The organism is Burkholderia sp. IO2 (genome assembly GCF_029522185.1).
GTDB classification, from domain to species: domain Bacteria; phylum Pseudomonadota; class Gammaproteobacteria; order Burkholderiales; family Burkholderiaceae; genus Burkholderia; species Burkholderia cenocepacia.
Map to the genome: position 1 here is coordinate 1 of NZ_JAKWFH010000053.1, position 12,345 is coordinate 12,345.

11 protein-coding genes are annotated in these 12,345 nt (G+C 70.6%); 4 read left to right on the forward strand and 7 right to left on the reverse strand.

The features are described 5' to 3' along the window. The coding region (gene treY, locus MMB92_RS27535) for a malto-oligosyltrehalose synthase (protein WP_277563070.1) at positions 1-2,158 on the forward strand (2,158 nt) is incomplete at its 5' end. Positions 2,159-2,663: 505 nt separating this feature from the next. Beyond that, positions 2,664-3,914, forward strand: a complete 1,251-nt coding sequence (locus MMB92_RS27540; RefSeq protein ID WP_058903961.1) for a phosphatidylserine decarboxylase family protein — start codon at positions 2,664-2,666, stop codon at positions 3,912-3,914. A gap of 22 nt (positions 3,915-3,936) precedes the next feature. Here the strand turns inward: MMB92_RS27540 and MMB92_RS27545 are convergent, their stop codons facing one another. From MMB92_RS27545 to MMB92_RS27565, 5 genes are all read right to left on the reverse strand, one after another. After that, on the reverse strand, positions 3,937-4,182 hold the full coding sequence (locus tag MMB92_RS27545) for a hypothetical protein (RefSeq protein ID WP_006498320.1): 246 nt from the start codon (positions 4,180-4,182) through the stop codon (positions 3,937-3,939). Between the two features lie 272 nt (positions 4,183-4,454). Further along, on the reverse strand, positions 4,455-4,784 hold the full coding sequence (locus tag MMB92_RS27550; RefSeq protein WP_006498321.1) for a DUF1488 domain-containing protein: 330 nt from the start codon (positions 4,782-4,784) through the stop codon (positions 4,455-4,457). A 4-nt stretch (positions 4,785-4,788) separates the two neighbouring features. Further along, on the reverse strand, positions 4,789-5,337 hold the full coding sequence (locus MMB92_RS27555) for a type 1 glutamine amidotransferase domain-containing protein (RefSeq protein WP_034203625.1): 549 nt from the start codon (positions 5,335-5,337) through the stop codon (positions 4,789-4,791). A 263-nt stretch (positions 5,338-5,600) separates the two neighbouring features. After that, positions 5,601-5,966, reverse strand: coding sequence for a DUF3022 domain-containing protein (locus MMB92_RS27560; protein WP_006498323.1), 366 nt, complete (start codon positions 5,964-5,966; stop codon positions 5,601-5,603). Positions 5,967-6,051: 85 nt separating this feature from the next. Next, a complete protein-coding gene (locus tag MMB92_RS27565) occupies positions 6,052-6,504 on the reverse strand; it encodes a hypothetical protein (protein WP_058903677.1) in 453 nt (150 codons plus the stop codon). A 158-nt stretch (positions 6,505-6,662) separates the two neighbouring features. On the opposite strand from MMB92_RS27565, the gene MMB92_RS27570 reads away from it, so the two are divergent. Both MMB92_RS27570 and MMB92_RS27575 read left to right on the forward strand, forming a co-directional pair. After that, positions 6,663-7,031: a DUF3175 domain-containing protein gene (locus tag MMB92_RS27570; RefSeq protein ID WP_034203627.1), complete on the forward strand. Its 369-nt coding sequence runs from the start codon at positions 6,663-6,665 to the stop codon at positions 7,029-7,031. Between the two features lie 42 nt (positions 7,032-7,073). Further along, positions 7,074-8,396 carry a cation:proton antiporter gene (locus MMB92_RS27575; RefSeq protein WP_006498327.1) on the forward strand — a complete coding sequence of 441 codons (1,323 nt, stop codon included), beginning with the start codon at positions 7,074-7,076 and terminating at the stop codon, positions 8,394-8,396. 4 nt (positions 8,397-8,400) lie between these two features. On the opposite strand, the gene ligD is transcribed toward MMB92_RS27575, so the two are convergent. Both ligD and MMB92_RS27585 read right to left on the reverse strand, forming a co-directional pair. Beyond that, entirely contained in the window at positions 8,401-11,214 is a 2,814-nt protein-coding gene (ligD, locus tag MMB92_RS27580) for a DNA ligase D (RefSeq protein ID WP_277563071.1), read from the reverse strand. A 45-nt stretch (positions 11,215-11,259) separates the two neighbouring features. Beyond that, entirely contained in the window at positions 11,260-12,276 is a 1,017-nt protein-coding gene (locus MMB92_RS27585) for a Ku protein (RefSeq protein WP_062885681.1), read from the reverse strand. Positions 12,277-12,345: the final 69 nt, after the last annotated feature.

The following is a 12,345-nucleotide window of genomic DNA, read 5'->3' on the forward strand; positions in this document are numbered from 1 at the left end:
CGACAGCGCGCGGCTCGCCGCCGCCCATGCGGCGCTGCGCGATCATGCGGCCGCGCACGGCCCGCACGCGCTCGACGCGGTATTGCGCGGCGCCGACCCGCGCCGCGCGCGCTCGCGCGCGTGCCTGCACCGGTTGCTCGAACGCCAGCACTACCGGCTCGCGTGGTGGCGCACGGCCGCCGACGAGCTGAACTGGCGGCGCTTCTTCGACATCGCGACGCTCGCGGCCGTGCGCGTCGAAGACGGCGCGGTGTTCGACGCCGTGCATGCGCTGCCGCTGCGCCTGCATGCCGCCGGGCTCGTCGACGGCGTGCGCGTCGATCACGTCGACGGCCTCGCCGATCCGCGCGCATATTGCCGCAGGCTGCATGCGCGGCTCGCCGCGCAGCGCGACGCGCGGCCGTACGTCGTGGTCGAGAAGATCCTCGCGCCGGGCGAGGCGCTGCGCGCCGACTGGGCCGTCGCCGGCACGACCGGCTACGACTTCATGAACGACGTCGGCGCGCTGCTGCACGACCCGGCCGGCGCCGAGCCGCTCGCCGCGCACTGGGCGGCCGTGTCGGGTTCGGCGCGCACGTTCGCGCAGGAAGCGCTCGACGGCAAGCGGCGCGTGCTGATGCGCCAGCTCGCCGTCGAGCATGCGCGGGTCGCGCGGTTGCTGCACGAGATCGCACGAGCGTCGCCCGCGACGCGCGACGTGAGCCGGATCGCGATCCAGCGCGTGCTCGGCGAACTCGCGGTGCGATTGCCGGTGTACCGGATGTATCCGGCGCCAGGCGACGAGCCGGCCGACGCAGACCGGCGCGTACTCGCCCGCGCGTATGAAGCTGCATACGCGGCGGTCGATCCGACCGACCGGTTCGCGCTCGAGCGCGTCGCCGCGTGGCTCGGCTTGCCGGTCGTGCGCGTGCCGCGCGCGGACGCCGCTGCGCTCGTCGCGGCGCGCGTCGCGTTCGCGCAGCTCACCGCGCCGCTGGCCGCGAAGGGCGTCGAGGATACCGCCAACTATCGCTACGGCCGGCTGCTGTCGCGCAACGAAGTCGGCGCCGATGCCGGCGACTTCAGCCTGTCGCGCGGCGCCTTCCATGCGCGCAACCGGCGCCGCGCGCGCACCGTCCCGCATGGGCTCGTCGCGACGGCCACGCACGACCACAAGCGCGGCGAGGATGCGCGTGCACGGCTCGCGGTGCTGAGCGAGGTGCCCGATGCGTGGCGCGCGGTGTCGCTCGACTGGTCGGCGCTGAATCTCCGTCATCGCGGCGGCGCGCACCGCGACCTCGCGTGGACGCCCGGGCCGGCCGCCGAGGCGATGCTGTACCAGACGCTGGTCGGCTGCTGGCCGCCGGCGCTCGCGCCCGACGATGCGGCCGGCCTCGACGCGCTCGCGACGCGCGTCGTGCAATGGCAGACGAAGGCGCTGCGCGAAGCGAAGCAGAACACCGACTGGCTCGCGCCCGAGCCGGATTACGAGCGCAACTGCGAAGCGTTCGTCCGCGCGATCCTGACGCCGCGCGGCGCAGGCGATTTTCCGCATCGGCTGCACGCGTTCGTCGCGCGGATCGCGCCGGCCGGCGTCGTCAACAGCCTCACGCAAACGGCGCTGCGCAACGCGTCGCCCGGCGTGCCCGATCTGTATCAAGGTACCGAGCGATGGGATCACTCGCTCGTCGATCCGGACAACCGGCGCGACGTGCCATTTGCGACGCTGGCGGCCGAACCGGTCGACGGCCCCGTCGCGTCGTATCTGCCGACGTGGCCCGATGCGCGCGTGAAGCGCGCGCTGATCGAGCGGATGCTGGCGCTGCGTGCACGATGGCCGGCGACGTTCGCGGACGGCGCGTACGTTCCGCTGCGGGTGCGCGGCCCGCTCGCGCGACACGCGGTGGCGTTCGCGCGATGTGATGAGGCGGCGACCGTGGTGGTGGTCGCGACCCGGCTCGCGTGCCGGTTGCTGGGGGAAGCGCCGGGGTTGCCGCGCGTGGAGCCCGCGCAATGGCGCGATACGGCGGTCGCTCTGCCGCGCGGCGTGGCAGGACCGTGGACGGACGGGTTGAATGCGGCGCAAGCAATCGATGCGCCGGACGGCACGCTGGCGCTGGATCGCTGTCTGGCCGAGCTGCCTGTTGCGGTGCTCGTTGCTGCGCGGACTGGACATTGAAGCCAACGCCCGTTGCGTGCCAGCCCCGAGTCACCGAAATCGATTGTGCGCACGCGCAATCGAATTACAACCGAAACACCTGCTCGCAAGCGATTTCGTGCTACCCGACGATGGGCGTCGGCAATTCACGACCATTCTTCCGGCGGCATCTCGCCGCGGTCGTCCTCCCACAGCGGTTTCCCCGCCTCTTCCCCGCGGCTCGGCGTTACCGGCCCGTTTCCGCTCGCGCGACCATCACCGCGCCCAACTCGCCGCGCGTCGTCGCGCGGCCCCGCAGCCTGCGGGCGTTTCCGCGTGCGCGTCGGCGTCACGGTTCGCTGGCCGCTGCGGCGGCCTTCGTCCGTCGATCCCGCGTCGTTCGTCGGTCGTGCGTTCGAAGCTGTAGCCATGCTTTTCTCCTGTGTCATCGAAAGAAACCGGTCGCCCGCATGCAGCAATTTCGATGCCGGGCGCCGGGCAAGCGTCTTGCTCCCCCGATTCGACCGAAACCGTTCCGGAGGTGACGATGCCGACGAATCGCAACACGCCGCCCGCCACACGCCGCCGCCTCGGCGGATGGATGGCCAGCGAGGAAGCGCACATGGCCGCGTTCCGCGAAAAAATCGCGAGCGAAGCGCGCGCACAGGCCGGCGACCGGCTGCGTACGCCCGCCGTGCAGGAACTCGCGCAGCTGTTCGACGACAACGCCGTGCTGCGCATGAACCTGACCCGCGCGATCGACGAGGCGCGCGAAGCGGGATACCGGCTCGGCTATGCGTCGATCGGCGAGCTGATGACCGTGCTCGACCATCTGATGACCTACACGCCGCCGTTCAGCGAGGAAAGCCTGATCGTGTGTCCGCTGAACGCGTTCTTCGACTGGCCGATGTGCATGCCGTCGGGCCACGCGGTGTTTCGCGACGCGGCCGTCAACGCGCAGTTGAAGCGCGTGCTGAACGTATGGTGCGATTTCCTCGGCGGCCCGCATTCGCGCGCGCATCTCGACACGGCGGCGCCCGACGGCTGGTTCTGCGACGCGGCACGCAAGCGCCTGGGGCTGTCGCAGTTCCAGTATCGCGAGGACCAGCCGCACTGGGGCTTCGATTCGTGGAACGACTTCTTCACGCGGCGCTTTCGCGACGGCGCGCGGCCGGTGGCGGCGCCCGACGATCCGCACGTGATCGTCAGCGCGTGCGAGGCCGCGCCCTATCACACCGAAACCAACGTGAAGCTGCGCGACACGTTCTGGATCAAGGCGCAACCGTACTCGCTGCGCGACCTCTTCACGCCCGCATGGCTGTCGCTCGCCGAGCGCTTCGTCGGCGGCGACGTCTACCAGGCCTACCTCAGTGCGTACAACTATCACCGCTGGCATGCGCCGGTGCGCGGCGTCGTCACGCATGCGTATCGGGTCGACGGCGCCTACTATTCGGTCGCCGAAGCGGAAGGCCCCGACCCGGCCGGCCTCAACGACTCGCAGGGCTACATGACGGCGGTCGCCGCGCGCGCGGTGGTCGCGATCGCCTGCGACGATCCCGGCATCGGGACGGTCGCGGCCGTGTTCGTCGGGATGGGCGACGTGTCGTCGTGCGTGATCGAGGTCGTGCCGGGCCAGCGCGTCGACAAGGGCGACGAGATCGGCTATTTCCAGTTCGGCGGCTCGACCTACTGCCTGCTGTTCGAGGCCGGCGTGATCGACCGCTTCCTGTACGCGCCGCCGTTCGACGGCGAGCCGCCGGTCGTGCAGGTCAACGCATCCGTCGCGATCGCGCGGTAAGCGGCGCGCGCGGGCCGGCGCGTCACGCGTCGGCCGCGTCGCTTACGCCGATCCCATGGGATTCGGCGGCGTCGTGACGTTGCACGCACCGCAGGACCGACAGTCCGTCGGCGGTCAACGCGGGTCGGTGCGCGCCCGACGCGTCGTCGTGCTGCAGCACGATCAGGTGTTGTTCGACGAGCGCGAGAACGTCGTCGCGGTCGATCTGGATCTGTTCGGGTGCGTGATGCGCCAGGAACAGCGCGGCGAATTCATGGGCGGTCAGCATGCTCGTTTCCCCGTTGGCGGCTGCGCGCGATGCGACACCGGCGTCGCATCGGCATGCGGCGCGAATCGTGCGCCGGCGCCGGTATGAGCATGCAGGGACCGTGCCAAGGGACGTCATGCGGCCGGCGTCCGTACGGTGCGCGCGCCGCGCGATGTGGCACCGTGGAATGCGGGTGAACCGCTGCAAAGTTTTCAACGGCATGTAAGGGCGGGCGACGGCCGGCGCCAGGTGCGAGGAACGTGCCGGAAAACGTGCCGGAAAACGCTCTCCGCTCACGTCCGCCGCGAGCGAAACAACCCGGCCCGCGCCCGCCCGGCCGGCGCACGGAAATACCCGCTGTGCAGCACCACGTCGTGGTTGCCGCTCGCCAGCACGTCGGCGCACGCGGCTTCGATACGCGCGCGGCCGTTTTCGAACGCATCGCGCAGATCGGCCTCCAGCGCGGACTTCGCACCGAAATGATCTTCCAGCGCCTCGACCGTGATCGCGCAGGCGTGCGGCACCCCGTCGACCTCGACCACGAAGCGCAACTGCAGCGCCGCGCCGTCGAAGGTCGGCGGTTCGTCGGTCAGCGTCACGGGGCGCGGGGAATCGGACGACATCGGCTCATGCCCCCCGCGACGCGAGGCGCTCGACCAGCGCACCGTTGAACGCGGGCAGGTCGGCCGGCTTGCGGCTCGTGATCAGGTTGCCGTCGCGCACGACTTCCTCGTCCACCCACTTGCCGCCCGCATGACGGATGTCGTCCTGCAGGCTCGGCCAGCTCGTCATCGTCTTGCCCTCCACCAGCCCGGCCGACACGAGCAGCCAGCCGCCGTGGCAGATCGCCGCGATCGGCTTGCCGGCGCCGACGGCCGCCGTCACGAATTCGCGCGCGGCCGGCACCATCCGGATCGCGTCGCCGTTGATGACACCGCCCGGCAGCACGACCGCGTCGTAGTCGCCTTCACGCGCGTCGTCGAACGTGCGGTCGACCTTCACGCGCTCGCCCTTGTCGACGTGCCGGAAACCCTGGATCTCGCCCTGCTTCTGCGAGATCACGTCCACCTGCGCGCCTTCGGCCGCGAGCGCGCGCTGCGGTTCGACGAGCTCGGCTTCCTCGAAACCGTCGACCGCGAGAATCGCTACCTTGCAATGATCCAGCCTGCCGCTCATGGATGCCTCCGTGGAAAGGTCCGTGGAAAGGAATAGGAACAAGGCACGCGTCGTGCCGTGTCGGTCGCCCAGCAAGCGCCGTTCCGGCCGCGCAGACTGCGGCCGCCGGCGCGGACGTGCCGGCGCGGATGCGCATGCGTTCCGGCCACCGGGGAACGACCCGCAATCGAATGCGATCGGCGGGCTGCCCGGCCGCCGGGCCCCGTGCTACTGCAAAGATTTCAACGGGATGTAACGCGACGCCGTGCGCCGATCCCGTGCGATTACTGCAGATGACGCACGGCGTCGAGCATCGCGTCGGTCAGCTCGACCGTCAGCGTCAGGTTCTCGTCGGTATCGGGCAACTGTTCCAGCGTCTGCTGCACGGCGTCATGCAGCATCGCGTGGACGCGCATCCGCGCGCCTTCGTCGAGATCCGCGTAGCGTTCCATCGTCGAGCATTCGAGCGCGAGCACGACCGAATGGCGGGCCGCCTCGGGCGGCGCTTCGACGGCGTTCGCCCACGCCGCATGGAACATGACCCTGCCCGTTTCGACGTCCACGTGGACCGTCGTGTCGAGATCGTCCGTGTCGCTCGCATCGCCGTCGATCTCGTCGTTGTCCACAAAAATCCGGGAATTCGATTGCATGATGTCCTCCTGCGTGGCGGCGGCGCGCCCGTCCCGGGAAACCGCGCCGCCATCGCGCCGTGCCGGCCGCGCCGGCACGACACCGTCAATAACCGCTGGAACCGCCGCCCGTGCCGCCGGCCCCGCCGCCGCCCGTGCCCGTCGAGCCGGCCGAACCGCCGTTGCCGGTGCCGCCCGAGCCGCCGGCGCCGCCGGCCCCGCCCGACCCGCCGCCGACCCCGCCGCCGGTGGCGCCGCTACCGCCTTCGCCCGCACCGTTCGGGCCACCGCCCGGCTTCACATGGCCGGCCGACCCGCTGTGCGAACGCATGCCGTGCTTCGCGCCATGCCGCTGCGTGCCGGCCGGCGGGGGCGGCGCGGTCGTATTGCCGTTGGTGCCCGGCGTCGACATGTCCATCGACGGATTCGGCGCGCCGGTGCCCTCGTCCGAGCGCTGCGAGTTCTGCGCCCATGCGGCCGGTGCGGCCGCGACGATCGCGACGGCTGCGCACGCCAGCACGTGCCGCGCGACACACTTCGATTCGAATGCTGATTTCATGGCGTTTTCTCCCTGTGGGTGATCGCTTGATGGAAATTCCTGCTCCGGTCTTTCAGCAAGGCCCATGCCGTCGTCGGCACGTTCGCGACCCGGCACGCGGTTTGCGTCCGCCGTGTTCGCACGACCGTCCTGTGATTCCATACGGAGCCCCTTGCCTTATGCCTTCCGCTTCTGCTTCCCACGCGCACGCCAAGTCGCACGGCAAACGCCACACGCGCCGACCCGGCCGCGCGCGCAGCGCCGACCCGACCCACCGCAAGCGCTGGTCCGGCGAAGTCACGCAAAAAAGCGATGCACTCGACATCGAGCCCGACATCTTCAAATCCGACGATCCGGCCGCGATCGCCGCGTCGCTGAAGCGCTCGGCCGAACACAGCCGCCGCCGCAAGGCGTCGCCGTTCCAGTCGGCGATGTCGATGCTGAACTTCTACGTGAACCGCGCGGGCCGCAACCTGCCGAAAACACGCCGCGCGACGCTCGAACGCGCGAAGCGGAAGCTGCGCGAGGCATTCGGCCGCAAGCCCTGACGGCTGGCGCGCCGCCTCTCTCCCCCTGCTGCGATCACACGCATGCATGAAACGCTCTGGTATCTGATCATCGGCGCGGTGCTGCTCGGCATGGGCGTCGTGACGTCCACGCTGCGCCACCTGCCCTGCAGCTCGGCCATGATCTATCTGGTGCTCGGCGTCGCGCTCGGTCCGACCGGCGCCGACCTGCTGCATCTCGACCTCGAACGCGACGGGCGCCTGCTGCGCGAGATCGTCGAAGTCGCGCTGCTCGTGTCGCTGTTCGCGATCGGGCTGCGGTTGCGCGTGCCGCTGTCCGACAAGCTGTGGCTCGTGCCGTGCCGTCTCGGGCTGCTCGCGATGGTCGTCACCGTGCCGCTGCTCGCCGTCTGCGCGGTGCTCGCGCTGGGCCTGGGCTGGGGCCCCGCGCTGCTGCTCGCGGCGATCCTCGCGCCGACCGACCCCGTGCTCGCGCACGACGTGCAGGTGCACGATCCGGGCGATCGCGACCTGGTGCGCTTCGCGCTGTCCGGCGAAGGCGGGATGAACGACGGCATCGCGCTGCCGTTCGCGCTCGCGGGACTCGCGCTGTGCGGCGCACCGGGCGCGACGCACGGTATCCCGCCGCTGTCCGGCACGTTCGCGCTGGTCGCGCTGTGGGGCATCGCGGGCGCGGCCGCGATCGGCGGCGGGCTCGGCTGGGTCACGACGAAGACGATCGGCTGGCTGCGCACGCGGCACGCGCAGGCGCTCGGCCTCGAAGGTTTCTTCGCGCTCGCGCTGATCGTGCTGTCGTTCGGCGCCGCGCAGCTCGCGCATACGTTCGGCTTCATCGCGACGTTCGCGGCCGGCGTCGCGATGCGGCGCGTCGAGCATCGCGCGAGCGGCGACCGCCCGCCGCGCGAAGTGATCGGCCAGATCGATTCGGAAGACGTCGTCGCGACCGAGAAGCATCCGGAGAAAGCGCATGCGTTCATGGCCGAATCGGTGCTCGGCTTCACGATCGAGCTCGAACGGATCGCCGAGGCGATCGTGATGACGATGGTCGGCAGCGTGCTCGCGACGCTGCCCGGCCCGCTGCTCACGTGGGGCGCCGTCGCGCTGGCCGCCGTGCTGTTCGTCGCGGTGCGCCCGCTCGCGGTGCTGGTCACGCTGGCCGGCTCGCGTGCGACGCATGCGCAGCGGCGGCTGATGGCGTGGTTCGGCATTCGCGGGATCGGCTCGTTCTACTATCTGCTGTTCGCGCTCGAGCACGGACCGTCCGACGTCGTGCGCCCGCTCGCGGCGCCGGTGCTGGCGGTGGTGTCCGCGTCGGTGGTCGCGCACGGGATTTCCGCGACGCCGCTGATGAACTGGTATTACCGGCTGCAGCAGCATCGGCGCTGACGGCTCACGCATCGGCGCCGAGCCGCGCACGCATCGCCGCGGTGATGCGCTGGCGCGTCTTCGCATAACCTTCCCACGGGTCGCGCTTCAGCGTATCCAGCCGTTCGTGCAGCGTGTCGATCGTCCATTGCGCGCCGCCGGTCGTCGCGGGCACCTCGTCCCAGTCGAGCGGCACCGACACGCCCATGCCGGGCCGCGCGCGCACCGAATACGCGGCGATCGTGCTCGCGCCGCGGCCGTTGCGCAGATAGTCGACGAAGATCTTGCCGCGCCGGTGGCGCGGCCCCATCGTCGCGGTGAAACGGTCGGGCAGCGTACCGGCGACGTGCTGCGCGACCGCGCGCGAAAAGTCCTTCACGTCGTCCCAGCCCGCATGCCGCGTGAGCGGCACGACGACGTGCAGCCCCTTGCCGCCGCTCGTCTTGCAGAACGATACGAGCCCGAGTTCGTCGAGCAGCCCGCGCACGAGCTGCGCGGCGTCGATCATCGTGCGCCACGGCAGCGCCGGGTCGGGATCGAGGTCGAACACGATGCGGTCGGGCCGCTCGATGTTCGACGCGTGCGCGTTCCACGTATGCAGCTCGACCGTGCCCATCTGCGCGGCGCCGAGCAGCGCGTCGACGCTGTCGATCGACAGCAGCGGCCCGTGGCCCGGGTCGAGTCCTTCGTGCTGCGTGACGAACGGAATCTCGCGGCGTTCCGCGTGCTTCTGGAAGAACAGTTCGCCGGCGATGTCGCCGGGTGCGCGCACGAGCGACACGGGCCGGCCTTTCAGGTCGGGCAACAGCCACGGCGCGACCCATTGCCAGTACCGCGCGAGATCGAGCTTGCGCGTGCCGCTTTGCGGATCGAGCACGCGCTCGGGATGCGTGATGCGCACGCGGCCGATCGTATCGTCGCCGGTATCGGCATCGGCGCGCGCGCCGCGCGCCTGGCCCGTGCTCGCGTGACGATCGGTGCGCGACGCACGCCGCGGCTTGTCCTGCGTAGTCGAACGCTGATCCATCGCCCCCTCCGTTTCCGTGTGTGTCGGCATCTCGCGGACGATCTGCTCCGCCGGCTTGTCGTCGCGCAACGCGATGAACGCGGCCTGCCGCACGATGCCGTCACCGGTCCATTCCGCGAATTCGCATTCGGCGACGAGCGTCGGCTCGACCCAGTGCACGCGCGTGCGCGTGCGTTCGCGCGGCGGCGCATCGAACGGCATCGTGTCGCGCTCGTGCTTGCGCAGGATCGCGGCGAGACGGTCGAGCATCCGCGCGTCGAAGCCGGTGCCGACGCGGCCGACGTAGCGCAGCGGCCCCGGCCCGCGTCGCCGTTTGCCGGCCGGCGCCGGTTCGTGCACGCCGAGCAGCAGCGCGCCGAAGCCGCGCCGGCTGCCCGACGGCTCCGTAAAGCCGCCGATCACGAACTCCTGCCGGCGCCGGCATTTGAGCTTGATCCACGCGGGCGAACGGCCGGCGCGGTAGCGCGACTCCGCGCGCTTGCCGATCAGCCCTTCGAGGCCGGTGTCGCAGGCGCTCGCGATCAGCGATGTGATGTCCTCGCCGAGATCGGGCGAAAAGCGCACGCGCGCCGGGTCGCAGTTCGCGAGCAGCGGCTCGAGCAATGCGCGACGGGCGGTGAGCGGCGCGTCGCGCAGGTCGTAGCCGTCGAGATAAGGCAGATCGAACACGAAGAAAGTGATCGTGTCCGAACGGTCCGTGCCGAACGCGTTCTGCAGCGCCTGGAAATCCGGCAGGCCGTTGTCGCCGAGCACGACGGCCTCGCCGTCGAGCCACGCGTCGTCGACGTCGAGCGCCGCGAGCGCGTCGCGCTGCGCGCGCAGCTTCGCGGTCCAGTCCCGGCCTTCGCGCGTCATCAGCGTGACGCGTCGGCGCGCGCCCTTCCCGGCAATGCGCGCGAGGATTCGATAGCCGTCGAACTTCAGTTCGTAGCACCAGCCGCCCTGAGTCGGCGGCGCATCGACCAGCGTCGCGAGTTGCGGCGCGACGCGCTCGGGCAGCGGCGCGCGCACCGCGCCTTCGACTTGCGACGGTTCGGTGGGGCGCGGGCCTTCGTGACTTTCGGGGCTTTCGGGGCTTTCGGGGCTTTCGGGGCTTTCGGGGCTTTCGCGTCGCGCGGCACGTGCATCGCCATTCGCGCCATCCGCGCTGTTCGATCCGCGACGCCGCGCAGCATGCTTGCGCGCCGCGCCGTGGGACGCATCGTCACGCACACTCCCCGGCCGCTCGCCGACGACGTCGAATTCATCGGCGCTGCGCGCGTCGTCGTCGCGCTCCTTGATCAGCAGCCACTGCTCCTGACGCCCCTCCTGCCGCCCGCTGCGCACGAGCGCCCAGCCGCCGTGCAGCTTTTCGCCGTCGAGCCTGAACGTCAGCTTGCCGGCCCGATAGCCTTCGCGCGCATGCGCGATGCCGCCATCGGGCGTCCACGTACCTTCGTCCCACACGACGACCGACCCCGCACCGTAATGCCCGGCCGGAATCTCGCCTTCGAACGACGCGTATTCGAGCGGATGATCCTCGACGTGCACGGCGAGCCGCTTCACCTGCGGATCGAAGCTCGGCCCCTTCGGCACGGCCCACGACTTCAGCGTGCCGTCGAGTTCGAGCCGGAAATCGTAGTGCAGCCGGCGCGCGTGGTGCTCCTGGATCACGAAGCGCAGCGGATGGCCTGCGCGTGCGGCAGGCTTCGCGTTTGGCTGCGTCCCCGCTTTCGTCTGCGCCTTCGCGCGACGCTTGCCGTGCGCGCCTTCGGGCTCGGGCGTCGCGCCGAAACGGCGCTTGCGGCGATACGGATCGAGCTTGCCGGCCATTGCGTCACCTCGTCGGAGTCGAAGTCGGAGTCGGCGTCATCGGCGTCATGCCGCGTGCTTGCGGCGCGCGGCGGTCTTCTTCGCCGCAGGGTCGCTCGCCGCGCCGCGTTTCGCTGCAGTCCGCTTCGCCGCGGTTTTCGTCGCGGCGCCTTTCGATGCGGACTTCGCCGCCGGCTTGCGGCGCGCGCCGCTCCGCGATGACGACGACGACGCCTCGTCCTCCGCTTCGTCGCGCGCCTCGCGCAGATCCGCCGCGCGTGCGCCGGCGCCGCCCTTCAGGCTGCGCTTCAGCAGCTCGGTGAGATCGACCACGTTGCTCGTCGCGCGGCCGGTTTGCGCGGGCCGGTCCTCGATCTCCTCGATCTTGCCGGCGCGCACCTTGCGCTCGACCAGTTCGAGGATGTCGTCGCGGAACGTGTCGTGATATTCGTCGGGGGTCCATTTGCCCGACATGTCGTCGATCAGCTTCTTCGCCATCCCCAGCTCGCGCGCGGTGACGCCCGCGCCCTTCGCGTCGTCGGCCGGCACCGACAGCTCGTCGAGCGGCCGCAATTCCTCCTGCCAGCGCAGCGTATCGAGCGCGAGTATCGGCCCGACAGGGATCAGCGCGCCCAGATGCTGGCGGTCGCGCATCACCACGAGCGCGATGCCGATCTTGCCGCTGTCCTTCAGCGCGTCGCGCAGCAGCGCATAGACCTTCTCGCCCTTGCGGTCCGGCACCAGGTAGTACGGCGTGTCGAGATAGAGGAACGACACGGCGTCCTCGTCGACGAAGGTCAGGATGTCGACGGTCTGCGTCGATTCCGGGTTCGCCGCGCGGATTTCGTCGTCGGTGAGCACGACGTAGCGCTCCTTCTCGTACTCGTAGCCGCGCACGATGTCCTCGCGCGTGACCTCCTTGCCGGTGCGCTTGTTGATCTGCCGATAGCCGATCGGGTCCATCGAGCGCTTGTCGAGCATCCGGAACGACGGCTTCACGGTGCGCGTCGCCGGAAACAGCTGCACGGGCACGTGCACGAGCCCGAAGCTGATCGCGCCTTTCCATATCATCCGCGGTGCCATGCGTGTTCCTCCTTGCCGAATGCGCGCCCGCCCGCGGGCAGGCGCGCCGTACGGCGCGCGCCGCTGTCG